Raw genomic sequence first — 26,506 nt, forward strand, 5'->3', positions numbered from 1 at the left:
CGTCAACCGCTCACGGGGCGGTACGCCCCCAGGATCTGCGCCTCGGCGTCTTCGAGGTAGGTCTTGAGTAGCTGACCTGCGGCTTCGGTGTTGCCCGCCACCAGCGCGTCGTAGATCTCGTGATTGCGGGTGAGGTACGGGCCGTGGAATCGGTGGGCGTCGTCCATGACGTGGAAGACGAGCCGCGCCTCGTTCCACACGCTGCGCATCAGTTCGTCGATGCGATTGCTGTTGTTGAGGCTCGCGAGGGCGCTGTGGAAGTGGATGTCGGCGGTGCCGACTCCGGTCCAGTCCTCGACGGCGTACCGCTCGTCGGCCAGGTCCAGGGCCTCGGCCACGCGCGACAGGTCGCCGGTGGCGGGGTCGAATCCGTTGACGCCCGCGCATTCGACGACGCGCCGGCAGATGTACAGCTCGGTGATGTCCTCGGCCGTGGGCACGCGGACGAAGACGCCGCGGTTGAGTTCGTGTGCGACCAGTCGGTCTTCGATCAGGATCTGGAAGGCCTCGCGCACCGTGTTGCGGGAGACGTCGAGGGCGGCGCAGATGTCGGGTTCGGAGAGACGCGCCCCTGGTCGGAACGTTCCGTCGATGATCGCGTCCCGCAGAATGCCGGCCACCCGGGTGGTCCTGCTGGTGCGTTCGAGCAGGCCGCGGTGAGCGGCCAGGCGGGAATGCGCATCGCCGCGAAGGGCATTCGAGCTGGTCAAGTCCACTCCTCAGGTTTCGATCTCGACCGCAATCATAGTTGTGAGCTCGGTTCCGCGATGACTTCCATGTTAAACGATCCTCTCAGGGTATTGCAGGATCGTTGAACGATTTGTACCGTGATGGGAGTTACACCGTTTCTTCCGGCAGTTACATCCCTTCTTCAGGCGAGGTGCCATGACCACAGATACACAGACCGAGGTCGCGCAGGCGCGCCCCTTCGACTGGTTCCGCACCCTCGGGCCGAAGGGAAAGAGAGCCTTCATCGGCGCGTTCGGCGGGTACGGACTCGACTCCTACGACTTCCAGGTCCTCCCGCTCGGCCTCGCGGCCATCGCCGCCTACTTCGGCCTCACCACCGGTCAGGCTGGCCTGCTGACGACGGTGACGCTGGTCGTGTCTGCGCTCGGCGGTGCCCTCGCCGGCATCCTCGTCGACAAGATCGGCCGGGTCCGCACCCTGCAGGTCACGGTCGCGACGTACACGATCTTCACGGTGCTGTGTGGCTTTGCACAGAACTTCGAGACGCTGCTCGTCTTCCGCGCCTTCCAGGGCCTCGGCTTCGGCGGCGAGTGGGCGGCGGGTGCGATTCTCGTGGCCGAATACGCCCGGGCCGAGTACCGGGGCCGGGCCGTGGCGTTCGTCCAGAGCGCGTGGGCAGTGGGCTGGGCGCTGGCGGTGATCGTCTACACGGTCGTCTTCCAACTGTTCGATCCCGACGTCGCGTGGCGAGTGCTGTTCTTCACCGGTGTCCTGCCCGCGTTCCTCATCATCTGGGTTCGCCGGAATCTGAAGGATCCCGAGGTCGTCACGAAACGTCGTGAGTCCGCGGGCAAGGAGACCGGCTCGTTCGCCGCGATCTTCCGCGGCGGACTGCTCAAGACCACCGTGCTCGCGTCGCTGCTCGCCACCGGCGTGCAGGGCGGCTACTACACGCTGGCGTCCTGGCTGCCCACATTCCTGAAGACCTCGCGCGGACTCGACGTCGTCGGCACCGGCGGCTACCTCGCCATCCTGATCTCGGGTGCGTTCCTCGGCTACGTCAGCGGCGGCATCCTCACCGACAAGCTGGGACGCAAGCGGACCATGCAGCTGTTCGCGGCACTGTCGGCCGTCTTCATGGTCGGCTACACCCAGGTGCCCGAGGGCGCGAACACGTTGATCCTCATCCTGGGCTTCCCCCTCGGCTTCTGCACGTCGGCGATCTTCAGCGGCTTCGGATCGTTCCTGTCCGAGCTGTACCCGACGCAGTCCCGCGGCACGGGCCAGGGCTTCACGTACAACTTCGGCCGCGCGGTCGGCGCCGTGTTCCCGGCGGTCGTCGGTTTCCTGGCGGCCACCCAGCTGGGTATCGGCGGCGCGATGATCTTCGGTGCGCTCGGATACGCCATCGCCGTCTTCGCCCTGTTCTTCCTCCCCGAGACCCGCGGGATCCAACTTGACTGACTCACCGGCCGACCTCCGCTCCGCGTTCCGTTCGGGACATGTCACCCCGACCGCCGGTCTGGCGCCCGGATTCGCCCAGACGAATCTCATCGCCGTACCGGAGGACTGGGCCTACGACGTTCTGCTGTTCACGCAGCGGAACCCCAAGCCGTGCCCCGTCCTCGACGTCGGCGACGTCGGCTCCCGCACGACGATGCTCGCCCCCGGCGCCGACATCACCACGGACCTGCCGCTGTACCGGGTGTGGAAGGACGGCGAACTGGCCGACGAGACCGCGGACGTGTCGGGCCTGTGGCGGGACGACCTCGTGGCCTTCCACATCGGGTGCAGTTTCACGTTCGAGCACCCGGTTGCCGCTGCCGGGGTGCCGCTGCGTCACGTCGAGCAGGGCAGCAACGTCCCGATGTTCGTGACCAACCGTGAGTGCAGGCCCGCAGGCCGGATGAGCGGACCGATGGTGGTGTCGATGCGACCCGTTCCCGAACATCAGGTGGCCCTCGCCGCGGCGATCTCGGCGCGGATGCCTGCCGTCCACGGTGGGCCCGTGCACATCGGTGATCCCGCGGAACTCGGCATCGCCGATGTCGCGGCCCCCGACTTCGGCGATCCGGTGAACTTCGAGCCCGGCGACGTGCCGGTGTTCTGGGCCTGCGGGGTCACCCCGCAGGCGGCGGTGATGGCGTCCCGGTTGCCGTTCGCGATCACCCATGCACCCGGGTACATGCTGATCACCGACACCCCGGACAGCGAGTACGTCCTGGAGGTTCCCGATGCGCGTTGATCTGAACTGCGACCTCGGCGAGGGTTTCGGGCAGTGGACCCTGGCGGACGACGAGGCCCTCCTCGACATCGTCACGAGCGCGAACATCGCGTGCGGTTTTCACGCGGGGGATCCGATGATCATCCGCCGGGCCTGCGAGGGTGCGGCCGAGCGCAACGTCGCTATCGGTGCGCACGTGGGTTTCCGGGATCTCGCCGGATTCGGCCGTCGTGAACTCGCGGTGTCGCCGGCGGATCTGCGCGACGAGACGCTGTACCAGATCGGCGCGCTTGCCGGGTTCGCGCGTGCCGCCGGGTCCCGCGTGTCGTACGTCAAACCGCATGGTGCGCTCTATAATTCCGCCGCGCTCGACTACGAGCGGGCCGAGGCGATCGCGTCGGCCATCGACCGATTCACCGAACCGCTCGCGCTGATGGGCCCACCCGGCTCGCAGTTGCAGCGTGCGGCGCAAACCCATGGCATCGAATTCGTCGCCGAGGGTTTCGCCGATCGCCGCTACACCGCCGCGGGCACGTTGACCCCGCGCTCGGTGACCGGCGCCGTCATCGCCGATCCCGACGTCGCCGCCGCCCAGGCCGTGCGCATGGTGTCGAGCGGAACGGTGGAATCGATCGACGGCGCCGACGTCGCGGTGTCGGTGCACAGCATCTGCGTCCACGGCGATTCGCCGGGGTCCGTGCGCACGGCCCGCCAGGTCCGGCACGCCCTCGAGAGCGCCGACGTCACGCTCGGGTCCTTCGCATGACCACCCCGAGCGCCGGCATCCGGATCCTCCCGGCGGGCAACCGGGGCCTCCTCGTCGAACTGGAGTCGGAACCATTCGTGGTGTCGCTGACCGAACGCCTCCGCCGCACCCCGGTCCCGGGGGTGGAGGACGTGCTCCCCGCGGCGCGGACGGTGCTCGTGACCACGACTCCGCGCACCGACCTCGACGAGGTGCGCCGCGCGCTGCGGACGATGACCGTCGACCTCGAGGTGCACGAGGACAGCCGCGCAACCGAATCCGAGCCGGTCACCATCCCGGTCCGCTACGACGGCGCCGATCTCGCCGACGTCGCCGACCATCTGCGGATCACCCGCGAGGACGTGATCGCCGCCCACACGTCGGCCACCTGGCGTTGCGTCTTCATCGGATTCGCACCGGGTTTCGCCTACCTCAGCTGCGGCGACGACCGGCTCACCGTTCCCCGCCGCGCCCAGTCCCGCACCGTGGTGCCCGCCGGGTCCGTGGCCCTCGCCGGCGGCTACGGCGCGGTGTATCCCCGGTCCTCACCCGGCGGGTGGCAGATCATCGGAACCACGGACTCCCCGATGTGGAACCTCGACGCGAACCCTCCGGCGCTGCTGCAGCCGGGGCGTCGCGTCCGATTCGTCGACGAGGAAACACTGTGAGTGAACTCGAAGTACTCGAAACGGGTCCGCTCAGCCTGATCCAGGATCTCGGCCGGCCCGGCTACCTGAGTTCGGGTGTGGGCGTGTCCGGCGCCGCCGACCGCGGGTCCGCGAAGCTGGCCAATCGGCTGGTCGGGAACGACGAGAACAGCGCGTGCATCGAGGTGCTGATGGGCGGACTCGCCCTCCGGGCGCCGCAGGTGACCATCGTCGCCGTCACCGGTGCACCCGCCACGGCGCTGCTCGACGGAATCCCGATGGGGCACGCGAGCGTCATCGTGATGCAGCCGGGGCAGACGCTGCGCCTGCAGTACGCGCAGGTCGGCTTGCGCAGCTACGTCGGCGTCCGAGGTGGCGTCGCGGTGCCGAACGTGCTCGGCTCCCGCAGCACCGACACCCTCTCCGGAATCGGACCGGAAGCGTTGAAACCCGACGATGTTCTGCCCGTCGGGACCGCGGCGACGAACTTCCCGAACGTCGACGTCGCGCCCGTCCCCCCGATGGACGCGGGAACGCTGTCGGTGCGGGTCATCGCCGGCCCCCGCGACGACTGGTTCACCAACCCCGAAGCGTTGACCACGGGAGTGTGGGCCGTGTCCCCGGACACCGATCGCATCGGGACGCGCCTGAACCGGCACGGCGACTCGCCGGCACTGGTGCGGACGTCCGAGGCCGAACTCCCGACCGAAGGTGTCGCGCTCGGCTCCATCCAGGTTCCGCCGAGCGGGCAGCCCGTCGTCTTCCTCGCGGACCATCCCATCTCGGGCGGCTATCCCGTCATCGGCGTCGTCGCGGACGAGGACATCGACCGGATCGCCCAGGCTCGACCCGGTCAACTGATTCGCTTCACCACTGCGTGATCGGCTTCGGTCCGATCCCACTACAGGAGATCACCCCATCGTCATGAACAGCATCGGCACGGAACTCGACACCCCCTGGTCCCACGAGCTGTGGCGCAGCACGCTGCTCACGAAACCGCACCGTCTCGACACCGGCGTCGCGCGCCACTACGCGTCCGCGCTGCCGATCAGCTACGCCACCGAAACCGATCCGGCACAGGCGATCCGCGACGTCGCCGAGGTGGAGCGCCTCGACGTCGACAGTGTGGCGCTGACGTTCACCACCACCGAGGCGTCCGCGCCGTACGAGAACCTCAAGATCTACGCGGTCGGGAAACCCGCTCCGCTCAACGAGGTTCTGCCGATCCTGTCCAGCCTCGGTGTCAACGCGCTCGACGAACGGCCGGCCGCGCTGACCCGCCCGGACGGGCACCGTGCCTGGATCTACGACCTCACCGTCGATCTGGTCGCCGTGACGGACGGCCACGGGGTGACCCGGGACAGCCGGATCGCGGACGCGTTCCGGGCCGCGTGGACGGGTGAGACCGAGGTCGACGGGTTCAACGCGCTCGTTCTGCACGCCGGGCTCGGGTGGCGGCAGGTGACCGTCCTGCGCGCGTACGCCGCCTACCTGCGTCAGGCCGGGCTTCCGTACAGCCGCAGCAACGTCGAACGAGTCCTGCTGAGCAACAGTGCAATCACGCAACTCCTCGTCGAGTTCCACGCGCTCCGCCTCGACCCGGGCATCGAACGCGACGCCGCCGCGGAAGACGCGCTCGGGGGCCGCATCGTCGACGCGATCGACGCCGTCGCCGGGATCGACGCCGACCGGATCCTGCGGGCACTGCTCTCGCTGATCCGCGCCACCACCCGGACGACGTACTACGCCGGCGACCGTCGGCCCGCGCGCGCTCTCGCGTTCAAGTTCGATTCCTCGTCGATCGACGAACTGCCGCTGCCCCGGCCGAAATACGAGGCCTACGTGTACTCGCCCCGGATGGAGGGCGTGCACCTGCGATTCGACGACGTCGCCCGCGGCGGCATCCGGTGGTCGGACCGCCGCGACGACTTCCGCACCGAGATCCTCGGACTCGTCAAGGCGCAGGCGGTCAAGAACGCCGTCATCGTCCCCGCGGGAGCGAAGGGCGGCTTCGTCGTCAAGGACCCGCCCGTGCCCACCGGCGACGCCGCCGCCGACCGGGAGGCGATGCACTCGGCGGGCATCTCCTGCTACCGCGAATTCATCTCGAGCCTGCTCGACATGACGGACAACCTCGACATCAGGACCCGGCAGGTAATTGCGCCGGAGGGCATCGTCCGGCGCGACGGTGACGACACGTACCTCGTGGTCGCCGCGGACAAGGGGACAGCGGCATTCTCGGACGTCGCCAACGCGATCGCACTCGAGCGCGGGTACTGGCTCGGCGACGGATTCGCGTCCGGCGGTTCCGTCGGCTACGACCACAAGGCGATGGGCATCACCGCCCGCGGCGCGTGGGAAAGCGTCATGCAGCACTTCCGCGAGATGGGCGTCGACACCCGCACCGACGACTTCACCGTCGTCGGCATCGGCGACATGAGCGGCGACGTCTTCGGAAACGGGATGCTGCTCAGCCCCCACATCCGCCTGCTCGCGGCATTCGACCATCGGCACGTCTTCATCGACCCCGATCCCGTCCCGCAGCGGTCGTGGGACGAGCGGGCACGGCTCTTCGGGCTCGGCAGGTCGAGCTGGAAGGACTACGACAAGGCGGTCCTCAGCGACGGCGCCATGATCGTCGACCGGTCGGCGAAGTCCGTTCGGCTGACACCGCAGGCCCGGCGCGTTCTCGGGATCGACGACGATCGGGTCCTCACCACCGTCGAACTCGTGCGTGCCGTCCTCGGTGCGCCCGCGGACCTGCTGTGGAACGGCGGGGTCGGCACGTACGTCAAGGCGACGACGGAGAGCCACGCCGACGTCGGCGACAAGTCGAACGACGCGGTCCGGCTCGACGCGCCCCAACTGCGCGTCCGGGTGGTCGGCGAAGGCGGCAACCTCGGCCTGACCCAGCTCGGGCGGATCGAATACGCGCGCAACGGCGGTCGCGTCAACACCGACGCGCTCGACAACTCGGCCGGCGTCGACTGCTCGGACCACGAGGTCAACATCAAGATCGCCCTGGCAGGCGCGACCGCCGACAACACCCTCGCCGCGCAGGACCGGCGAGAGTTGCTGTCCGACATGACCGACGACGTCAGCAGGCTCGTCCTCGCCGACAACCGCAGCCAGAACGAGATGATGAGCCTGAACCGAGCGCAGGCCGGCACTCTCGTCAGCTTCCACTCCCGCATGGTCGACGACCTGGAACGGCGCGGCCACGTGGACCGCGCGATCGACGTGCTCCCGACGTCCGCGCAGTTCGGCGCACTCGAACGTGAGCAGAAGGGACTGACGAGCCCGGAGCTGGCGCAGCTCACCGCGCAGGTCAAGCGTTTCATCAAGAGCGAGGTGTCGGGCACGACGCTCCCCGACAACGGGGTCTACGCCGGCCGGCTGCACAACTACTTCCCGCCGCGCCTCGGCCGGGAGTTCGCGCACACGGTCGCCGCGCATCCGCTGCGCCGGGAGATCGTCACGACGTCGGTCGTCAACGACATGGTCGACCGGGCGGGGATGACGTACGCCTTCCGGCTGCGGGAGGAGACGGGCGCCGACTCCGCGGAGGCGGTGAACGCCTTCACCGCGGTCACCGAGATCTTCGACCTCGGGGCGACTTTCGAGCGGATCCGGGCGACGGCCGACACGACGCCGACGGCCGGGACGAATGCACTGACGGTGCAGACCCAGCGACTGATCGACCGCGCGTCGCGGTGGCTGACCACGCACCGGCCGCAGCCGCTGCCGCTCGAGGCCACCATCGCCCGCTACCGGCCGGTCGTCCGCGACCTCGGCCCGCGCGTGCGGGAATGGTTGCGCGGCGACGAGATCACGGCGGTGGAACGGCGCACCGAGGCCCTCACGTCGCGCGGCGCGGAGACGGGGCTCGCCGCGGACGTGGCGGACCTGCTGCACACGTACTGCCTCCTCGACATCGTGGACATCGCGGAGATCTCACAGCACCGCCCCGAGGACGTCGCCGAACTGTACTTCGCGCTGTCGGCGCACCTGCACATCAACACCGCACTGACAGCAGTCACGGCGCTCCCCCGGCTGGACCGGTGGCACGCCCTCGCACGCCTCGCCCTGCGCGACGATCTGTACAGCTCGCTGCGCGCCATCACCCTCGACGCGCTGTCCGTGAGCGAACCCGGCGAGGACGCGGCCGACAAGGTCGACCAGTGGGAACAGCACAACGCCGCCCGGCTCTCCCGCGCGCGTGCGCTGCTGACGGAGATCGAGTCGGAGGTCGCCACCGAACCCACGCTGGCGCTGATCTCCGTCGCGGCCAGGCGGATCCGGGCGATGACGCGATAGGCGCTTCGCGCCCGTGCGTGGTTAAGGAGTCTCAGGACTCGTCAACCACGCACAGGCCGCGGAGCGGCCTACAGTACCTGGGACAGGAACTGCTGCAGCCGTTCGGTTTCGGGCTTGTCGAACAGCTGGTCCGGCTTGCCGGTCTCGACGACGGCACCGTGGTCCATGAACAGCACGGTGTCGGACACCTCGCGGGCGAAGCCCATCTCGTGGGTGACGACGACCATCGTCATGCCACCCTTGGCGAGGTCGGCCATCAGCGCGAGGACACCCTTCACCAGTTCGGGGTCGAGTGCCGAGGTGGCCTCGTCGAAGAACATCACCTCGGGCTTCATCGCGAGGGCGCGGGCGATCGCGACGCGCTGCTGCTGCCCGCCCGACAGGTTGCCGGGCCGTGAGTCGGCCTTGTTGGCGAGCCCGACGAGTTCGAGCTGTTCGAGCGCCAGCGACCGCGCCTCGTCCTTGGACATCCCCTTGAGCTTGCGGGGCCCGAGGGCGATGTTGTCGACGACGGTCTTGTGCGGGAACAGGTTGAAGTGCTGGAACACCATGCCGATGCGCTGCCGCAGCTTGTCCGGGTTGTCCTTCAGCACCGACTTCCCGTCGAGCAGGACGTCGCCCTGATCGGGTTCGTGCAGCCGGTTGAGGACCCGCAGCAGGGTGGACTTTCCGGAGCCGGACGGTCCGATCACGGTGACGGTGTCGCCGGCGTCGACGTGGAGGTCGACGCCGCGGAGCACCTTGTTGGTGCCGAACGCGAGGTGCAGGTCGGTGCCAGTGAGAGAGACGGCCATCGCCTTATCCCCTTTCCACGACGATGGACTGTTCCACCGGGTCGAGCGTGCCGGACGTGTCGGCGCGGCCGGTGCGCAGGCGGTTGTCGATGTAGTTGACGAGGTGGGTCAGCGGAATCGTCATCGCCAGGTAGAACAGGCCGGCGGCGACGAGCGGCGACAGGTTGCCGGTCTGCGCGTTGAGGTCGCGGCCGACGGCGAACAGTTCCCGCTGGCTGACGAGCAGGCCGAGGAAGTAGATCAGCGACGAGTCCTTGATCAGGGAGATGAACTGGTTCATCAGCGCTGGCAGCACCCGTCGCACACCCTGCGGAACCACGACGAGCGTCATCGACTTCCGGTAGCTGAAACCGAGCGCCCGGGACGCCTCGAGTTGTCCGGGTTCGACGCTCTGGATGCCGGACCGGAAGATCTCACCGATGTACGCGGACGCGAGCAGCGACAGCGCGGCCGCACCGAGCCAGTACGGGTTGTTGCCGGTGAGTCCCTTGACGATGGGTCCGGCGCCGAGACCGACGATGAGGATGATGACGACGGCGGGCAGCCCGCGGAACACGTCCGTGTAGACGCGGGCGGGCCAGCGGAGCCAGCGAGTGCGGGAGATGCCGGCCATCGCGAGCAGCATGCCCAGGACGGTGCCGACGATGCCCGACGCCAACGCCAGGATCAACGTGTTCGGCAGACCGGTCTTGAGCAGATCCGGGAACGCCCGCGTGTAGAGGTCCCAGTTGAAGAACGTGTCCTTCAGCTGCTCGAGCGTCGACTTGGGCTCCGCGACCGGGGTTTCGGTCGTGTTCTGCGAGTTCTGGGCGGCGAGCGCGGCGAAGTCCGGCAGGTCGGGCGCCGGCGCCGCCTTGCTGCCAGGCTTCCAGCCCTCGGGCAGTTCGCGGGGCACCCAGTCGGAGTACAGCTGCGCCCAGGTGCCGTCGGCGATGACGGCGTCGAGCCCGGAGTTGAGGGCGTCGATGAGCGGCTGGTTCTCCTTGTTGACGGCCCAGCCCACGAAGTTGTTGACGCTGAAGGTGTTCTCGACGATCGACGTGGGATCGCCCGGCGCAATGGCACCCTCGGCCTGTTGCGACGGCGCCACCCAGGCGTCGATCTGCCCGGACTTCAGGTTGGCGTACGCGGTGGCGTAGTCGGGGAATTTCACCGGGTTCAGCTTCAGCGTGTTCACGACGTAGTCGTCCTGGACGGTGCCCTGGACGACACCGATGCGGGTCGTCGCGGTCAGGTCGTCGAAGCCCTGGATCGGTCCGCCGTTGGGGACGACGAGGGAGAAGTAGCCGAAGTCGTATCCGTTGGTGAACCCGACGGTGTTACGGCGCTCGTCGGTGGTGGTGATGGACGAGGATCCGACGTCGAAGCGTCTCCCGGCGACCTGGGCGAGCAGGCCGGCGAACTCGGTGCCGACGAAATCGACGCGCAGGCCCAGCTTGTCGGCGACGGCCCTCAGCAGTTCGTTGTCGTAGCCGGTGAACTGGTTCTCGGAGTTCACGCAGATGCTCGGCGGTGCGTCGGACAGCGTGCCGACGGTGAGCACGCCGGGGGTGATGAGGTTCAGCTTGGACGCGTCGATCTGGTCGAGGGGGGTGGTCGACGGCGTCGTGTAGCGGTCCTCGGCCGCGGCGCCGGAGGCGGCGAGGTTGGTCGGGGCGGCGGTGGCCGCGCCGACGCCGGGTGGCGAACACAGATCCTGCGACGCCGATCCCGACGTCTCCCCGTCACTCGAACACGACGACAGGGTCAGCGCCAGCAGGGCGGTGAGCAGTAGCGCCACCACCACACGGATCTTCGCTCCGACGGAAGAAAACATGGTGAGCAGCGTAACCCTGGCGGTCGGTATTTCCGGGGTCGGAGGATGTCCGGCGCGACGCCCGTCACTCTCCTTGTTTGTCATACAAACAAAGTTCAGTTATTGTTTGTCATACAAACAAGTGGGAGGCAGTCATGGTGTCGCAGACGGGCCGAGCAGCGCGGGCCACCCGGGAGTCCGGTCGCCAGACCCGCGACGCCCTGTTCACCGCCGCCACCGAACTCTTTCTCGAGCACGGCGAGGGTGTCCCGATCACGCAGATCTGCGCCGCCGCGGGGGCCCACCCCAACCAGGTGACCTATTACTACGGTTCCAAGGAGCGCCTCTTCGTCGAGGTCGCGTGCGCTGCCGTCCTGCGTGCCGGCAAACGGGCCGAGGGCGACGCGGCCACCGCGGAGACCGTCGGCGACTACACGGAGAAGCTCGTCGGCTCCCTGCTCGGGCCGGGCGCGCCCAGCGTCGAACTCTTCACCTCGGCGATGCTGATGACGGGACGCCGCGGCGAACTGCGCGACCTCATCACCGACACCCTCCGCACCCTGCACTCCTCGGGCGAGGACGCGCTGATCCGCACCCTGATGCGCACCGGCTGGAAACTGCGCGCCGGCATCGACGTCGAATCGAAGGCGTTCTGGTCGGCGATCTTCGGCCTCGTGATCCAGAAGACCGCCACCGGTGAGAGCTTCGGCTACTCGCTCGAGGAGGCCGTCGCCGTCATCTTCGCGAACCTGCAGATCCCCGAGACCGTCCGCAACACCTCCATCGACTGAACTTCTCTTCTCCAAGGAGCGCGATGAACATCGTTCGCGTATTCGACAGCAACGTCCGGAAGACGCCCGACAAGGCTTTTCTCCATTTTCAGGGTCGCGACCATACGTATGGTTCCGTGCAGGACGGCAGCCGCCACGCCGCCGCCCTGCTGCGGAAACTGGGGGTCGGGCACGGCGACCGCGTCGCTCTGATGTGTTTCAACACCCCCGGCTTCGTCTACGCGATGCTCGGCGCCTGGCGCATCGGCGCGGTGGTGGTGCCGGTCAACCACAAGATGCAGGCACCCGAGGTCGACTACATCCTGCGGCACGCGCAGGTGAAGGTATGCGTCTTCGACGGCGACCTCGCACCCGTCATCGAGCGACTCGAGACGCCGGTGCAGCTGCTGTCCACCGACACCGCAGTGGAGGGACACACCTTCTTCGACGACGCGATCGCGGACCTCGACGGCATCGACGGCATCGAGCCGGACGAGAACGACCCCGCGGAAATCCTCTACACGTCCGGCACCACCGGCGCACCCAAGGGTTGCGTGCACAGTCATCGCAACGTCGTGCTCGTGGCGACCACGGCGGCCCTCGGTCTGTCGATCACCCGCGACGAGCGACTGCTGATGGCCGTCCCGATCTGGCACGCGTCACCGCTCAACAACTGGCTCATGGCGACGCTGTACATGGGCGGCACCGTCGTGCTCGTCCGCGAGTACCATCCCGTCCACTTCCTGGAAGCGGTACAGCAGCAACGCATCACGCTGTGCTTCGGGCCGCCGGTCATCTACACCACGGCGCTGAATGCGGTACCGGACTTCGCCGAAAACGACCTGTCCAGCGTCCGGGCCTGGCTCTACGGCGGCGGACCGATCGGCGCCGATGTGGCGCGCCGGCTCGTCGAGTCGTACCGCACCACCCGCTTCTACCAGGTGTACGGGATGACGGAGACCGGTCCCGTGGGGGCCGTCCTCTACCCGGAGGAACAGCTCGCGAAGGCCGGCTCGATCGGCCGGGCGGCGCTCGCCGGCGTCGACATGCGCCTGGCCGGCCCCGACGGCATCGACGTGCCCGCCGGGGAGATCGGCGAGATCTGGCTGCGCACCGAGACCGTGATGCAGGGTTACCTCGACGATCCCGACGCCACCGCAGCCGTGTTTGCCGACGGCGGCTGGTACCGCACAGGCGATCTCGCGCGCCGGGACGACGACGGCTACCTCTTCATCGTCGACCGGGCGAAAGACATGATCATCACCGGCGGCGAGAACGTCTATTCCAAGGAAGTGGAGGACGCCATCTCCGGCCATCCCGACGTCGTGGACGTCGCGGTGGTGGGCCGGCCGCACCCCGAATGGGGCGAGACCGTCGTCGCGCACGTCGTGTGGCGTGAACCGGACGTCGTGGGTGCCGACGACATCCGCGACTACCTGTCGGACAAGCTGGCGCGCTACAAGATTCCGCGCGACTACGTGTTCGCCACCGTGTTGCCCCGCACACCCACCGGCAAGATCCAGAAGCACCTGATCCGCTCCGCGAGCTGACTCACGAAAGACAGTGCCATGACTACTTTTTCCGAAACGAACGTCACCCATCCCGCACCCCACCGGACTCACACCGTGCTCAACCAGTCGGTGCCCCGCGCCGACGTCAACGAGTTCACCCTCGACACGGTGCTGGCCGAGGGCGTGCGCCGCCACGACGCAGACTGGGCCACCGGCGAACTCACCGACATCGGCGCACTCGTCGGCAGCGCCACGTTCCAGCACGACGCCGAACTCGCCAACACGATCATCCCCGAACTGAAGACGTTCGACCGCTGGGGCAATCGGATCGACGAGGTCGAATACCACCCGTCGTATCACCGGATCATCTCCGCGGCCGTCGCGCACGGGGCGCACACGTCGGCGTGGGCCGACCCGAAGCCCGGCGCGAACGTCGCTCGCGCAGCGGCATTCATGATGTTCGCGCAGATCGAACCCGGACACTCCTGCCCGATCTCGATGACCAACGCCGTCATCCCCTCCCTCGGCCTGCAACCCGACGTCGCCGCGATCTGGAAGCCGCGCGCGCTGTCCCGCAGCTACACCCCCGAACTCGACGCACCCCGCAAGGCGTCCGCGATCTTCGGCATGTCCATGACGGAGAAGCAGGGCGGCTCCGACGTCCGGGCCAACACCACCGTCGCGACACCCGCCGGACGCGGCGGTCCCGGCGCCGACTACCTGCTGACCGGGCACAAGTGGTTCTGCTCCGCGCCGATGTCCGACGCGTTCCTCGTGCTCGCACAGGCGGAAGGTGCGGGCGGCGACGGCCTCTCGTGCTTCCTGCTTCCCCGCATCCTCCCGGACGGCACCCGCAACGTCTTCCGCATCCAGCGACTGAAGAACAAGCTGGGCAACAAGTCCAACGCGTCGTCCGAAATCGAACTCGACGGCACCGTCGGCGTCATGGTCGGTGAACCGGGACGCGGCGTCCGCACCATCATCGAGATGGTCGCGCGCACCCGCCTCGACTGCGTGCTCGGCAGCACCGCGGGCATGCGGCAGTCCGTCGCCGAGGCGGTGTGGCACGCCCGCCACCGCTCGGCGTTCGGGAAGGTCCTGGCCGATCAGCCGGCCATGACGTCGGTGCTGGCCGACCTGGCGCTGGAGTCGGAGGCGGCCACCGTCACCGCACTGCGCCTCGCCCGGGCGCACGACGAGGACGCGAGCGAGCAGGAACGCAGCTTCCGCCGGCTCGCGACCGCGGTCGCGAAGTACTGGATCTGCAAGCGCGGCCCGCACCACGCCTACGAGGCGCTGGAATGCCTGGGCGGCAACGGTTACACCGAGGACTTCCCGCTCGCCCGCCGCTACCGCGAGCAGCCCGTCATGGCCGTGTGGGAGGGGTCGGGCAACGTCATCGCCCTCGACGTCCTGCGCGCGATGACCCGCGAACCCGACAGCGTCGCCGCATTCGACGCCGAGGTGAACCTGGCCCGCGGCAGCAACGCGGTGCTCGACGAGCACCTCGACCGGGTCCGTCGTCAGCTCGGCGAACTCGCCGGACTCGCCCCTGCGGCCGCCCAGTTGCGCGCCCGCACCGTCGTCGAATCGATGGCCCTCGCACTGCAGGCGTCGCTGCTGACCCGGTTCTCGCCCGCCGCCGTCGCCGATGCCTTCGTCGACGCCCGCCTCGGCCCCGACCGCACGCACGAGTACGGCACGCTCTCCCCCTCCGCCGATCTCGGGTCCATCCTCAGTCGGGCGTAGGCGGCTCCGCCGCCCGTGCGTGGTTGACGAGTCTCTGGACTCTTTAACCGCGCACGGGTGCGAAGCGCCCTCGGGCTCGGACAGCGGTCCCTGCGCAGACGACCACGGCCACGCCGCCGAGGACGGTGGCCCAGGTGAGCTGTTCACGCAGGAGCAGGGCCGCCCAGGAGATGGTCAACACGGGTTGGACCAGTTGGACCTGGCTGACCTGCGCCATCGGCCCGATCGCGAGCCCGCCGTACCAGGCGAAGAAGCCGAGGAACATGCTCACCACGCCCAGGTACGCGAACGCAGCCCACTCGATCGGTGAGCCGGTCGGCGGCTGCCGGATCGCCGAAACGACCGCCAGGGCGATCATCAGCGGTGCGGCGACCATCAGCGCCCAGGACACCGTCTGCCATGCGCCGAGCTCGCGGGCGAGAAGGCCGCCCTCGGCGTATCCGACCGCGGCGGCCGCGACGGCACCGAACAGCAGCAGGTCCGACCAGTGCAACCGACCGATCCCGCCGCCCTGCATGGATGCGAACACGACAGATGCCAGGGCGCCCACCCCCGCCATGATCCAGAACGACAGCGGCGGATGCTCTTTTCCTCGGACAGCAGTCGTGACCGCCGTCGCCGCCGGCAACAGTGCGATGACGACGGCACCGTGACCGGCAGACACGGTCGTCAGGGCGAAGGACGTGAGAAGCGGGAAGCCGACGACGACTCCACCCGCCACCACGGCGAGCCGCGCCCACTGCGCACCCCGCGGCACGCGCTGCCGGGTCAGCGTCAGAGCGAGCGCCGCGAGCACCGCGGCGACGACCGCTCGGCCCGAGCCGATGAACAGCGGTGACAACCCGCCCACCGCCACCCGAGTGAACGGCACCGTGAACGAGAACGCCGCCACCCCGAGCAGGCCCCACCAGAGACCGGCACGAGAAGGTGATAACACTGTCGCGCGAATTTGAGTAGCGCTACTATCTACCGTCATGGTCAACGATAGCAGTACACGCATCGTCGCTGCACTGGGTGAATGGATCGCCCAGGCGCCACCCGGGGCGCGGCTGCCATCGACCCGGTCGCTGGTCGCGGAGTACGCGGCAAGTCCGGTGACCGTGCAGAAGGCCCTGCGTACCCTCACCGCGCAGGGGCTGATCGAGAGCAGGCCCGGCGTCGGCACGTTCGTTCGCGCCGTTCGGACCGCGCGGCCGCTCGACTACGGATGGCAGACCGCGGCTCTGCGATCCCCGCCGAGCCGCCTGCCTTCGCTGTCGACTCCGATGCGCCGCGCCTCCAACGATGCGATCGCGCTGCACGCGGGCTATCCGGATCGGGAACTCCTACCGGAGCGCCTGATTCGATCCGCGCTGACCCGAGCAGCACGCAGCGACGCCGCGCTGTCGCCCTCTCCCACAGCGGGTCTGCCGGAGCTGCAGTCGTGGTTCGCCCACGAGCTCGGCAGCGCGACACCGGTCGGCGTCACGCCGCCCACAGCGAGCGACGTCATCGTATTGCCCGGAAGTCAGAGCGGGCTCAGCTCCGTCTTCCGGGCCCTGGTCTCTTTCGGGCAACCGTTGCTGATGGAGTCGCCCACGTATTGGGGGGCGATCCTGGCCGCGGCCCAGGCCGGAGTGCACGTCGTCCCCGTCCCCAGCGGACCTGACGGCCCTGACCCGGACGAGCTGGCCCGCGCCTTCGAGGAGACCGGCGCGCGTGTGTTCTACGCGCAACCGAACTACGCCAACCCCACTGGCGCACAATGGTCGAACACGGTGGCCGAAAGCATATTAGAGGTAGTCCGGGCGAACGGGGCCTTCCTCGTCGAAGACGACTGGGCCCACGATTTCGGAATCGACACCAACTCCAACCCCGTCGCCGCGCACGACGACGCCGGCCATGTGGTCTACCTCCGCTCGCTGACCAAGAGCGTGTCACCGTCCATACGCATCGCCGCAGTCATCGCCCGCGGTCCTGCCCGGGAACGCATCCTCGCCGACCGCGGAGCCTCCTCGATGTACGTCAGCGGACTACTCCAGGCCGCAGCACTCGACGTCGTCACCCAGCCCGGATGGCAGACCCACCTGCGCAATCTCCGGCAACAACTCCGGGCACGCCGCGACCTGCTCGTCACCGGCCTGCGCGAGCACGTCCCCCGAGCCCACCTCACCAACGTGCCCAAAGGCGGACTCAACCTCTGGGTACGCCTGCCCGACGCAACCAACCTCACGCAACTCGTCCGCGACTGCGAAGCCGCAGGAGTGCTCATCGCCCCCGGCGCCGAATGGTTCCCCGCCGAACCCGCGGGTCCCTTCATCCGACTCAACTACTCCGGTACCAACCCCGGCGCCTTCCCGGAAGGCCTACGCGTGATCGGCGACAAACTCGCGGCTCCGCCGCCCGTGCGTGGTTAAGGAGTCCAGAGACTCGTCAACCACGCACAGGCGCGAAGCGCCTACTTCAGCACCGTCGGACCCAGGAACTCGCACACCTGCAGGGCGAGAGCGAGATCCAGCTTGCTGTGGGTGCCGGTGGCGGGGTCGCCGAGAGCCTTGGTGATGCGGTATTTGACGGTGTTGCGGTGCAGGTTCATCTGCTGGGCGGTGTGGAGGTGGCTTTCGCCGGTCGCGAAGTAGGTGCTGAGCGTGGTCCGCAGTGTCGCGGCCTGGTCGGTGTTCTCCGCGAGCGGGCCGAGGACCTCCCACACCCATGCCCGGGTGGAGTCCAGGTTCTCGGCGAGGAGCGAGACGACGGCGACGCCGCGGTCGCCGAAGCCGACGATCGGCCGGGCCTGGGTGTTGGGCACGGTGGCGACGGAGTAGGCGGCGCGGGCCTGTTCGTGTGACCGCCGGAATCCCGCGACCCCGGTCGCGGGTAGGCCGATCGCGGTCCGGATTCCCGGGTTCGCGGGCAGGGCCGCGGCGAGTTCGGTGGTGTCGAGGACGGGCTTCCGGCGGCCGAAAGGGAGCCAGGCCCACAGGGTTCGGCGGTCGATGGCGGTGACGATGGGTGCGGAGTCGGTGGCGAGGTGGCGGGCGAGGTCCCGCACGTAGTGGTCGAGGGTGTTGAGGCTCGCCTCTGTGTCGGGACCGGTGGACCACAGGATCATCGCGACGTGCGTCTGCTCGAGCCGGTAGTGCGTTTCGGTCTCGAACGCGGACCCGTCGTCGCCGGTTCCGGTGAGGAGGGTGTGGATGGTCGACGAGTGGACGTTGCCGCGGGCACCCAGCCAGCGCCGTCGTTCCTGCTCGTAGGCGTCGAACACGTACAGCGTGATCCAGTCGATGTAGCTGTACACGACCTCCGAAATGTGTTTGAGCACAGCGAGCGTCAGCGGTCCGGACAATTGGAGGGAGCTGACCTCGTCGTAGCAGATCTTGATCAGGTCGTCCTGGCCCATGTGGTACGCGCGGACAAGCGAGTTCGACGACACGTCACGTTGCGCCAGCCGCAGCGCGTACTCCACGGCGGCGGTGGTGGGCTGCAGGTGATCGACGGGAATGTCGTTGGCGAGGACGTGCACGATCGTCGAGACGTTGCCGTTCACGCTCGCCTCGAGCAGTTCGACGAGTTGCGGGTCTTCGTCGAGTTGGTCGATCTCGTGCGCGAGCAGCGCACTCATCGAGCGGGTGATCTCCGCCTGCCGCGCATCGAGTTTCCGGGCGATGCCGGCGACGATGTCGAGGACCTCGGCCTCCGCCATCGCGGGCACCCGCGCCATGCGGCGCCTGGCACCGGCGCCGCGGTCGCCGGGGGCGGGACTGCTCACAGCACGTCCCCTCCGCCCTTTCGCAGATAGCGCAGGGCGGATTGCGCCGCGTTGTACCCACACATGCCGTGTGCCCCGGCGCCGGGCGGCGTCGATGCCGAACACAGGTAGGTGCCGGGGATCCCGGTGCTGTACGGGTCGAGGGCGATGCGCGGCCGCAGCACGACCTGGGTTTCGGTGTTGGCGCCGCCGATGATGTCACCGCCGATGTAATTGGGATTCGACGCGGCCAGTCGCGCCGGTCCGCTACTCACCGTGGCGACGATGCGGTCCCGGAAGCCGGGGGCGAATCGCTCGATCTGCGCGGTGATCGCCTCGGTCGCGTCGCCCGTGTAGCCGTGCGGGACATGGGCGTACGCATACAGCGGATGCAGATCGCCGTTCGAACGACTGGGATCGGCGAGGTATTGCTGACCGAGGAGGACGAACGGCCGCTCCGGCATGCGGCCCGCAGCGACGTCGCGTTCGGCGGCCGCGATCTCGGCGAAGCTGCCACCCAAGTGGACGGTCCCGGCGCGTCCACATTCGGGATCGGTCCACGGCACCCCGCCCTGGATAGCGAAGTCGACCTTGAAGGCGGCGGGCGCGTGCTTGAACCGCCGGTATGCACGGGCCACCCGATCGGGCAGGCGAGCGCCCAGGATGCCGAGCGCGGCGGACGGCGCGACGTCCAGCAGGACGACGTCGGCGGTCGGGAGTTCGGTCCGATCGCGGACATGGACACCGGTGGTGATCTTCCCGCCCCGGTCGGTCAGCAAGGCTGCGAGTGCGCCGGTGATCGATTGCGATCCGCCCTCGGCGACCGGCCACCCGTAGCGATGCCCGGCGGCGACGATCATCATCCCGACCGCGGACGTCGCGGGCCGGTCGAGGCGGTAGTAGGCGTGCGCGGCGGCGCCGCCGAACAGTGCGCGGGCCTTGTCGGTGCGCCACCAGCGGGCCGTCACCGTGGCCGGGAGTAACGCCCGGGGCCCGAAGCCGGCGAGCCGCAGCGGATGCCGGGGCACGTTCGCGATCGGACGCATCAGGTCGGCGGCCAGGTCGTCGAAGCCGTCGGCGAGTCCGCCGAACATGCGCTGCCAGCGGGCGCCGTCCTCGCCGAGTCCGGCGGCGGTGGCCGCGATCGACCGGTGCAGCAACCCTGCCTCACCGGAGTCGAGGGGGTGGGCGCAGTCGATCTCCGGCCACTTCCACGTCAACCCGTACCGGCCGAGGTCGAGGGTCTGCAAATACGGCGACCCGGCACCCATCGGGTGGAACGCCGAGCACTCGTCGTGCAGCAGTCCGGGGACGGTGAGTTCGCCGGAGCGGGTGCCGCCGCCGATGGTGTCGGCGGCCTCGAGGACCTGGACGTCGACGCCGTGCCGGGCGAGGTGGACCGCGGCGGCGAGCCCGTTGGGCCCGCTGCCGACGACGACTGCGGTGGTCACGGCCGCACCACCAGATCTGTCTCCTGCATCTTCGCCTCCCGCGTCCGCACGTTCGAGCCGTCTCCGTCCAGTGTCCACTCCACATCGAACGGAATGGGACCGTTCGGCAGCCACGGCTGCTCGTTGATCGCGTCGGACACCTTGTACGTTCCCCGCTCGATGACACCGAGGGCGGCGTCGATCACCTTGTACTGCTGAGTGCCCCTGTGGATGGGCTGCGATTCGATCCACGCGACGACGAATTCGCCAGGAGCGAAGTTGCAGCGCCGCTGGAGTGCCGCGATCAGGAACTCGTTGTGCAGGTGGCCGTCACCGAAGTTGAATGCCACCAGCGAGTTGCAGCTGAACTCGGCCTCGCGCAGCGAGTAGGCGTCGATGTCGTCGCCGAGGTGGCGCATCATCAGCGAGAACAACGCCCGTCCCTGGCTGTGCATCGACCGCCAGCCGAGCAGCTGGTGCATCACCACGTCCGCGACCTCGGGCGGATAGGTGGCGAGCAGCTGGGTGCGCGTGTTCTTGCTGGGACGGATGATGTGCTCGTCGAGCTTCTCCTCGGCGCCCGGTGCGAAGGCCCAGGTGGCGGACGCCCAGTTGCCGGCGTACTGACGCATCGACGGCAGGAACGAGACGAGGTCGGGGCGCAGGTTGCCGAGGATCGGGAAGAACACCAGGGCGGCGACGATCACCGCGGTCAACCACACCGAGGACATGTCGGCGACGCCGTACCCGTCCCAGGCGGGGAATCCGAGGAACAGGAAGATCGACGCGTAGGCGAACAGCAGGTTCCACTCGAGCGGCACCGCCAGCGGGAACGTGGACAGGATGAACAGGTGGAACGCGACCATCAGCGCGACCGCGAGCAGCGTCAGCGTGCGGTTGGTGGAGAACAGCAGCACCAGCGGGGTCACCACCTCCACGACCGTCCCGAGAACATGGGCGACACCACCGGCGACGATCGACGGCCGCAGGTCCTCGGGGAAGTTGCGGTAGTGCGCGCGCTTGATCTTCTTGAACGGCATCCACGGGGTGTTGCTCAGCATCGGCGGCACCACCATCGAGAAGTGGTGTCCGAGCTTGGAGACGCCCGCCCCGACCCACACCGAGACGATCAGCAGCTTCAGCGCGATGATCATGTCGACGAACGGCAGGACCCCGAAGAAGACGATCGCGGGCAGGTACTGCTCGCTGCGGGCCGCGATGAAGATGACCTTGTCGCGCAGGCCGATCAGCACCAGCAGCGCGATCAGGGGAAACAGCACGGCGGGGCGGACGAGTCCGGAGTTGTCGGTGATGGCCGCGTCGATCGACGACGTGTGCACGCCCGGAAGTATCAGCGCCACAATGATGTTGAGCAGTAGCGCCGCGTAGATCAGGACGTCGCCGACGGTGCGGGTGTCACCCGAGGTGAACGGCACCTTGCCCGGCCACGGTGGGAGCCGGATGGTCCCGGGGCGCAGCCAGTACAGGATGCCGCCGGTCATCGGCTTGAAGTGCCCGGCGAGCGGACCCCACGAACCGGCGAGACCCACCGATTCGAGCAGCACCGTCCACAGGATCAGTTTCTGGTAGACGATCGGCTGGTTCCACCAGGCGCCGGCGTCGAGGACGTTCAGGCCGGACGTGAACGTCGCGAGCGACAGTCCGATGCCGAGGTAGAGGACGAGCAGTTTCAGAATGTAGATGGTGTGCACCATCTTCGGGGTTCCGAAGCCGTAGTCGACCCAATGGGTGGACATGGCGCGCAGGCGGTCGCGGAACGGGAGGTCGAGGAAGGCGGCGGGGTCGACTTCGGGGAAGTTCCCGGTCTTGAATCCCATGGGAGGCTCCTGAGGGTAGGGGGCATCGCCTCGGGTGCGTCCCGAGGTGTGGAGTGGGTGAAAGTGGTGTCAGCTCACCGATTGCGGTCGGTGCCGGCTCCGCAGTCCCGGCTTGTCGATCTTGCCGACGGGGTTGCGCGGCAGCGCGTCGACGATGTGGATCGCCACCGGCAGTTTGACTTTCGTGAGCCGGCTGCTCAGGTGCTCGGCCAGGACGTCGTGGGTGACGGCAGTGTCCGGGTACGTGACCACGTATGCGACGGGCACCTCGCCGTACACCTCGTTTGGCGCTCCCACCACGGCCGCCTCGAGGACGCCGTCGTGAGTGGCGAGTGCGTTTTCGATCTCCTTGGGGTAGATGTTCTCGCCGCCCCGGATGATCATGTCCTTGACGCGGTCGACGAGGGTGAGGTAGCCGTCTTCGTCGAGTCGGCCGACGTCGCCCGTGTGGAGCCATCCGTCGACGACGGTGCGTTCCGTTTCCTCGGGGCGGCCGAGGTAGCCGCGCATCACGTTCGCGCCCCGGATCACCACCTCGCCGACCGTCCCCGCCGGCACCGGTGCCCCGGACTCGTCGACGATCGCGATGGTCTGCCCCGGCAGGGCGGGGCCGACGGTGCCCAGCTTGCGAACGCCGGCAGGCGGATTGCACGCGGACGCGCACGTGCCCTCCGTCAGCCCGTAACCCTCCACGATGACGAGCCCGAAACGCTGCTCGGCGTGGTCGAGGAGTTCCTTGGAGATCGGGGCGGCCCCGCAGACCGCGAACCGCAGCGAGGAGGTGTCGCCGACGGTGTCCTGGGAGACCAGAAGGGCGTAGATGGTCGGAACCGCGGAGAAGTACGTCGGCCGCAGGCGGGCGACGTCGTCGAAGAACCGAGCTGGTGAGAAGCGCCCGGTGACGCTCAGCTGACCGCCGGCGAGCATCGGGGTCAGGAAGCTGACGCAGATCGCGTTGACGTGGAACAGCGGCAGGATCAGGAGGCAGTGGTCGTCGGCGGTCAACGAGAAATGCTGCACCATCGACGAGCTCATGAACTGCAGGTTGTCATGGGTGAGCATGACGCCTTTGGGATGTCCGGTCGACCCGGACGTGTAGATCAGCAGGGCGAGGTCGTCTCCGCCGGCGGTGGTGCCCGGTGCCCAGGCAGGGTCGGGGATCGTCGCCATGTCGTCGACGGCGATCGCCGGACGGCCGCCGGTCGGTGCGTCGGGTCCCTCGTTGACCACGAGAATCGCTGTGGCGTCGTCGATCTGGTACTCGGCCTCGCTTGCGGTGAACGTGGGATTGACCGGGGTCGCGGCCGCGCCGATCCGCCAGGAGGCCATCAGGGCGATGAGCAGTTCCGCCCGGTTCGGCAGCATGATCGCGACGACGTCGCCACGTCCGACGCCGTTCTCGGACAATTGTGCGGCGAAGGCGTCGACCCGCTCCGCGAACTGCCGGTACGTCAGTTCGAGTCGGTCGTCGCGCAGGCACGGCGCGTCACCACGCTGTGCGGCGAGGTCCCAAGCGAAATAGCCGATGTGCGACACGATTTCGTCCGCCCTTTCGTTGTGGTGTGATCCACAACACTATCGACGGGATTTCGTGCGAGAAACGGCCTCGGGGGCTCGAGTTCGGGCGGTTCGTTGTCGGTTGAGCACAATCGCGACCGTCCGGGGGTTGACACCGCGCCGCGGGCGTGGTCAATATATGCAAACGCTTAGAAAATAAGCACATGCTTAGAACTGAGGGGCTGCAGGTCCGCACCGACTGCCGTCCACCACGTCAATCGGTAGGAGTTACTCATGCCCGAGGCCGTCATCGTCTCCATCGCCCGTTCCCCGATCGGTCGCGCCATGAAGGGATCGCTCAAGGGCATGCGCCCCGACGACCTCGCCGCGCAGATGGTCCAGGCGGCACTCGACAAGGTGCCCGCGCTCGACCCCACCGACATCAACGACCTCATCCTCGGCTGCGGCCTGCCCGGCGGGGAGCAGGGGTTCAACATGGGCCGCAACGTCGCGGTCCAGCTCGGCTACGACTTCATCCCCGGTACCACCATCACCCGGTACTGTTCGTCGTCGCTGCAGACCACCCGCATGGCACTGCACGCGATCAAGGCCGGTGAGGGCGACGTCTTCATCTCCGCCGGTGTCGAGACCGTCTCCCGGTTCGTCAAGGGCAACTCCGACTCGCTGCCCGACACCCAGAACCCGCTGTACGCCGACGCGCAGACCCGCACCGAGAAGCTCGCCCAGGGCGGCCAGCAGTGGGTCGACCCGCGTGAGGAGGGCCTGGTCCCCGACACCTACATCGCGATGGGCCAGACCGCCGAGAACGTCGCGCAGATCACCGGCATCACCCGCGAGGAGCAGGACCGGTGGGCGGTGCGCTCGCAGAACCGCGCCGAGGCGGCAATCAACGAGGGCTTCTTCGCACGGGAGATCACCCCGGTGACCCTGCCCGACGGCACCGTCGTGTCCACCGACGACGGCCCCCGCGCCGGCACCACCTACGAGGCCGTCAGCCAGCTCAAGCCGGTGTTCCGCCCGGACGGCACCGTCACCGCCGGCAACGCGTGCCCCCTCAACGACGGCGCCGCCGCCCTGGTGATCATGTCCGACACCAAGGCCAAGGAGCTGGGGCTGACCCCGCTGGCCCGGATCGTGTCCACCGGGGTGTCCGGGCTGTCGCCGGAGATCATGGGTCTCGGCCCGATCGAGGCGTCCAAGCGTGCCCTCGCGATCGCGGGACTGGGCATCTCCGACATCGACCTCGTCGAGATCAACGAGGCGTTCGCCGTGCAGGTGATCGGGTCGGCGCGGGAGCTGAACATCGACGAGGACAAGCTGAACGTGTCCGGCGGCGCGATCGCCCTCGGCCACCCCTTCGGCATGACCGGTGCCCGCATCACTGCGACCCTGCTCAACAACCTGCAGACCCACGACAAGCAGTTCGGTCTCGAAACCATGTGCGTCGGAGGCGGACAGGGCATGGCCATGGTGCTCGAGCGGCTGTAGGCGGCTCCGCCGCCCGTGCGTGGTTGACGAGTGCAGAGACTCGTTAACCACTCACGGGCGCGAAGCGCCTACGCCAGGCCCGACAGCGGCGGCGGGGTGTTCTCGTCGCGCCAGGCGATGGCCTCCTTCAGAGTGCCGAGGTCGTAGTCGGGACCACCCACGCCCACGGTGAACAGGGTGACGCCGGCGTCGACGTGGGCTGCCGCGTCGTCGACACCCGGCCACGACGTGGAGTGCTGGATGCTGTCGGGGCTGCGTCCGGCATCGCGTGCGTACCCGGCGAGGATCCCCGACTTACGTTTGTACGTGTCCATGTCGCTGAAGCTGTGCCAGATGTCGCCGTACTGCCCGACCAGCGGCAGCGTCTTCTTCTCGCCGCCGCCGCCGATGAGGATCGGAATGTGCCGGGTGGGTGCGGGTTCCAGCTTGCCGAACCGGGCGGTGATCCGCGGAAGGTACTCGGCGAGCAGGTTCAGCCGTGACCCCGCGGTGCCGAATTCGTAGCCGTACTCGTCGTAGTCGCGCTCGAACCAGCCCGAGCCGATGCCCAGGATCAGCCGCCCGCCGCTGATGTGGTCGACGGTCCGGGCCATGTCGGCGAGCAGATCCGGGTTCCGGTAGCCGGCACACGTGACGAGCGCACCGATCTCCACCCGCTCCGTCTGCTCGGCGAACGCCCCGAGCATCGTCCAGCACTCGAAGTGGGCGCCGGCCGGATCGCCGTACAGCGGATAGAAGTGGTCCCAGTTGAAGACGATGTCGACGCCGGCGTCCTCGGCCCGCAGCACCGCGTCGCGGATCAGCCCGTAATCGGGCGCGTGCTGCGGCTGAAGTTGGACACCGATGCGAACTGGACGAGTCATTCGTGGCTCCTCGGATGAGTGCGGAGACCCTGCGTGCAGGGCCGGTGCGTGCAAGTCCCTCCCTGAACCATATTGCTCGCCCGTGCCGAGTGCGGCTACTACGGCAAGTGACCCATCTGTGTCGATTGGGTAGCACCGGATCTGTGGTGGGTCACCGTCGGCAGCCGTCGACACTGGCAATGAATTGGGCTTTTGCATAGAGCGTTCTGCCCGGGCGACGAGCGCGTGCGCCATCTAGGGTGAGTGCCATGGAGCCGACCTTCTGTCCGACTTTCCAGGCCCGGATGTGTGTTCCCCCTGCCGTGGAGCGGAAGATTCTGCCGCCCGCGCCGTAGATCCGATAAAGACGTTGCTTGCTCGACAACCCACCCCCTTTTCGTGGGCGTAGTGATGTGAG

Annotated in this window: 20 protein-coding genes; 11 read left to right on the top strand and 9 right to left on the bottom strand. The window is 68.3% G+C overall.

Features of this window, described 5'->3' with window-relative positions:
* Window positions 1–2: 2 nt before the first annotated feature.
* On the bottom strand, window positions 3–716 hold the full coding sequence (locus CJ177_RS22660; RefSeq protein ID WP_005256056.1) for a GntR family transcriptional regulator: 714 nt from the start codon (window positions 714–716) through the stop codon (window positions 3–5).
* Window positions 717–885: 169 nt separating this feature from the next.
* Between CJ177_RS22660 and CJ177_RS22665 the strand changes: the two genes are divergently transcribed.
* Genes CJ177_RS22665 through CJ177_RS22690 form a run of 6 tightly spaced genes read left to right on the top strand, consistent with a single transcriptional unit; the run spans window position 886 to window position 8,623 of the window.
* Window positions 886–2,154, top strand: coding sequence for an MFS transporter (locus CJ177_RS22665; protein ID WP_005249307.1), 1,269 nt, complete (start codon window positions 886–888; stop codon window positions 2,152–2,154).
* A complete protein-coding gene (locus CJ177_RS22670) occupies window positions 2,147–2,935 on the top strand; it encodes a putative hydro-lyase (RefSeq protein ID WP_061045431.1) in 789 nt (262 codons plus the stop codon). Before CJ177_RS22665 ends, CJ177_RS22670 begins: the two co-directional genes overlap by 8 nt.
* A complete protein-coding gene (locus CJ177_RS22675; protein ID WP_061045430.1) occupies window positions 2,925–3,680 on the top strand; it encodes a LamB/YcsF family protein in 756 nt (251 codons plus the stop codon). The genes CJ177_RS22670 and CJ177_RS22675 overlap by 11 nt, the downstream gene beginning before the upstream one ends.
* Complete coding sequence (locus tag CJ177_RS22680; RefSeq protein ID WP_061045429.1) at window positions 3,677–4,327, top strand: allophanate hydrolase subunit 1; 651 nt, start codon at window positions 3,677–3,679, stop codon at window positions 4,325–4,327. The genes CJ177_RS22675 and CJ177_RS22680 overlap by 4 nt, the downstream gene beginning before the upstream one ends.
* Complete coding sequence (locus CJ177_RS22685) at window positions 4,324–5,187, top strand: biotin-dependent carboxyltransferase family protein (RefSeq protein WP_095868638.1); 864 nt, start codon at window positions 4,324–4,326, stop codon at window positions 5,185–5,187. Before CJ177_RS22680 ends, CJ177_RS22685 begins: the two co-directional genes overlap by 4 nt.
* A 43-nt stretch (window positions 5,188–5,230) precedes the next feature.
* Window positions 5,231–8,623 carry an NAD-glutamate dehydrogenase domain-containing protein gene (locus CJ177_RS22690; protein ID WP_095868639.1) on the top strand — a complete coding sequence of 1,131 codons (3,393 nt, stop codon included), beginning with the start codon at window positions 5,231–5,233 and terminating at the stop codon, window positions 8,621–8,623.
* A gap of 68 nt (window positions 8,624–8,691) precedes the next feature.
* Here the strand turns inward: CJ177_RS22690 and CJ177_RS22695 are convergent, their stop codons facing one another.
* Together CJ177_RS22695 and CJ177_RS22700 are read right to left on the bottom strand one after the other, a co-directional pair.
* Window positions 8,692–9,417: an amino acid ABC transporter ATP-binding protein gene (locus CJ177_RS22695; protein WP_005249317.1), complete on the bottom strand. Its 726-nt coding sequence runs from the start codon at window positions 9,415–9,417 to the stop codon at window positions 8,692–8,694.
* 4 nt (window positions 9,418–9,421) lie between these two features.
* On the bottom strand, window positions 9,422–11,233 hold the full coding sequence (locus tag CJ177_RS22700) for an ABC transporter substrate-binding protein/permease (RefSeq protein WP_095868640.1): 1,812 nt from the start codon (window positions 11,231–11,233) through the stop codon (window positions 9,422–9,424).
* A gap of 134 nt (window positions 11,234–11,367) precedes the next feature.
* Between CJ177_RS22700 and CJ177_RS22705 the strand changes: the two genes are divergently transcribed.
* The 3 genes from CJ177_RS22705 to CJ177_RS22715 are packed head-to-tail and all read left to right on the top strand — an operon-like array spanning window position 11,368 to window position 15,242.
* Window positions 11,368–12,003: a TetR/AcrR family transcriptional regulator C-terminal domain-containing protein gene (locus CJ177_RS22705; protein WP_005249319.1), complete on the top strand. Its 636-nt coding sequence runs from the start codon at window positions 11,368–11,370 to the stop codon at window positions 12,001–12,003.
* Window positions 12,004–12,026: 23 nt separating this feature from the next.
* The gene (locus CJ177_RS22710; protein WP_061045425.1) at window positions 12,027–13,532 is read left to right on the top strand and encodes a class I adenylate-forming enzyme family protein; all 1,506 of its coding nucleotides are present in this window, start codon (window positions 12,027–12,029) and stop codon (window positions 13,530–13,532) included.
* Between the two features lie 18 nt (window positions 13,533–13,550).
* Window positions 13,551–15,242, top strand: a complete 1,692-nt coding sequence (locus CJ177_RS22715; protein ID WP_095868641.1) for an acyl-CoA dehydrogenase family protein — start codon at window positions 13,551–13,553, stop codon at window positions 15,240–15,242.
* Window positions 15,243–15,285: 43 nt separating this feature from the next.
* Here CJ177_RS22715 and CJ177_RS22720 read toward each other — a convergent pair whose 3' ends face one another.
* Window positions 15,286–16,218 (bottom strand): DMT family transporter, encoded by a 933-nt coding sequence (locus CJ177_RS22720; protein ID WP_095868642.1) that lies wholly within the window; start codon window positions 16,216–16,218, stop codon window positions 15,286–15,288.
* Between CJ177_RS22720 and CJ177_RS22725 the strand changes: the two genes are divergently transcribed.
* Window positions 16,217–17,638, top strand: a complete 1,422-nt coding sequence (locus CJ177_RS22725; protein WP_061045422.1) for a PLP-dependent aminotransferase family protein — start codon at window positions 16,217–16,219, stop codon at window positions 17,636–17,638. The genes CJ177_RS22720 and CJ177_RS22725 overlap by 2 nt on opposite strands.
* A gap of 41 nt (window positions 17,639–17,679) precedes the next feature.
* Here the strand turns inward: CJ177_RS22725 and CJ177_RS22730 are convergent, their stop codons facing one another.
* The 4 genes from CJ177_RS22730 to CJ177_RS22745 form a co-directional block, all read right to left on the bottom strand.
* The gene (locus tag CJ177_RS22730) at window positions 17,680–18,993 is read right to left on the bottom strand and encodes a PucR family transcriptional regulator (RefSeq protein WP_373560054.1); all 1,314 of its coding nucleotides are present in this window, start codon (window positions 18,991–18,993) and stop codon (window positions 17,680–17,682) included.
* On the bottom strand, window positions 18,990–20,423 hold the full coding sequence (locus CJ177_RS22735) for an NAD(P)/FAD-dependent oxidoreductase (protein ID WP_095868643.1): 1,434 nt from the start codon (window positions 20,421–20,423) through the stop codon (window positions 18,990–18,992). The genes CJ177_RS22730 and CJ177_RS22735 overlap by 4 nt, the downstream gene beginning before the upstream one ends.
* Window positions 20,420–22,240 carry a DUF3556 domain-containing protein gene (locus CJ177_RS22740; protein ID WP_095868644.1) on the bottom strand — a complete coding sequence of 607 codons (1,821 nt, stop codon included), beginning with the start codon at window positions 22,238–22,240 and terminating at the stop codon, window positions 20,420–20,422. The genes CJ177_RS22735 and CJ177_RS22740 overlap by 4 nt, the downstream gene beginning before the upstream one ends.
* 69 nt (window positions 22,241–22,309) lie before the next feature.
* Window positions 22,310–23,776, bottom strand: coding sequence for a class I adenylate-forming enzyme family protein (locus CJ177_RS22745; RefSeq protein WP_095868645.1), 1,467 nt, complete (start codon window positions 23,774–23,776; stop codon window positions 22,310–22,312).
* 255 nt (window positions 23,777–24,031) lie between these two features.
* Here CJ177_RS22745 and CJ177_RS22750 point away from each other — a divergent pair, with 255 nt between their 5' ends.
* Window positions 24,032–25,246 carry an acetyl-CoA C-acetyltransferase gene (locus CJ177_RS22750; protein ID WP_095868646.1) on the top strand — a complete coding sequence of 405 codons (1,215 nt, stop codon included), beginning with the start codon at window positions 24,032–24,034 and terminating at the stop codon, window positions 25,244–25,246.
* 68 nt (window positions 25,247–25,314) lie between these two features.
* Here the strand turns inward: CJ177_RS22750 and CJ177_RS22755 are convergent, their stop codons facing one another.
* On the bottom strand, window positions 25,315–26,109 hold the full coding sequence (locus CJ177_RS22755; RefSeq protein WP_005264455.1) for an LLM class F420-dependent oxidoreductase: 795 nt from the start codon (window positions 26,107–26,109) through the stop codon (window positions 25,315–25,317).
* Window positions 26,110–26,506 lie beyond the last annotated feature (397 nt).

The organism is Rhodococcus sp. ACPA1 (assembly GCF_002300195.1).
Lineage (GTDB): Bacteria > Actinomycetota > Actinomycetes > Mycobacteriales > Mycobacteriaceae > Rhodococcus_F > Rhodococcus_F opacus.

Excerpts from the sequence above, each read along its gene's own strand:
- CJ177_RS22690 (WP_095868639.1), top strand. The coding sequence starts at position 5,231 with ATGAACAGCATCGGCACGGAACTCGACACCCCCTGGTCCCACGAGCTG.
- CJ177_RS22705 (WP_005249319.1), top strand. The coding sequence starts at position 11,368 with ATGGTGTCGCAGACGGGCCGAGCAGCGCGGGCCACCCGGGAGTCCGGT.
- CJ177_RS22750 (WP_095868646.1), top strand. The coding sequence starts at position 24,032 with ATGCCCGAGGCCGTCATCGTCTCCATCGCCCGTTCCCCGATCGGTCGC.
- CJ177_RS22710 (WP_061045425.1), top strand. The coding sequence starts at position 12,027 with ATGAACATCGTTCGCGTATTCGACAGCAACGTCCGGAAGACGCCCGAC.
- CJ177_RS22755 (WP_005264455.1), bottom strand. The coding sequence starts at position 26,109 with ATGACTCGTCCAGTTCGCATCGGTGTCCAACTTCAGCCGCAGCACGCG.
- CJ177_RS22715 (WP_095868641.1), top strand. The coding sequence starts at position 13,551 with ATGACTACTTTTTCCGAAACGAACGTCACCCATCCCGCACCCCACCGG.
- CJ177_RS22720 (WP_095868642.1), bottom strand. The coding sequence starts at position 16,218 with ATGACGGTAGATAGTAGCGCTACTCAAATTCGCGCGACAGTGTTATCA.
- CJ177_RS22675 (WP_061045430.1), top strand. The coding sequence starts at position 2,925 with ATGCGCGTTGATCTGAACTGCGACCTCGGCGAGGGTTTCGGGCAGTGG.
- CJ177_RS22695 (WP_005249317.1), bottom strand. The coding sequence starts at position 9,417 with ATGGCCGTCTCTCTCACTGGCACCGACCTGCACCTCGCGTTCGGCACC.
- CJ177_RS22740 (WP_095868644.1), bottom strand. The coding sequence starts at position 22,240 with ATGGGATTCAAGACCGGGAACTTCCCCGAAGTCGACCCCGCCGCCTTC.
- CJ177_RS22700 (WP_095868640.1), bottom strand. The coding sequence starts at position 11,233 with ATGTTTTCTTCCGTCGGAGCGAAGATCCGTGTGGTGGTGGCGCTACTG.
- CJ177_RS22665 (WP_005249307.1), top strand. The coding sequence starts at position 886 with ATGACCACAGATACACAGACCGAGGTCGCGCAGGCGCGCCCCTTCGAC.
- CJ177_RS22680 (WP_061045429.1), top strand. The coding sequence starts at position 3,677 with ATGACCACCCCGAGCGCCGGCATCCGGATCCTCCCGGCGGGCAACCGG.
- CJ177_RS22725 (WP_061045422.1), top strand. The coding sequence starts at position 16,217 with ATGGTCAACGATAGCAGTACACGCATCGTCGCTGCACTGGGTGAATGG.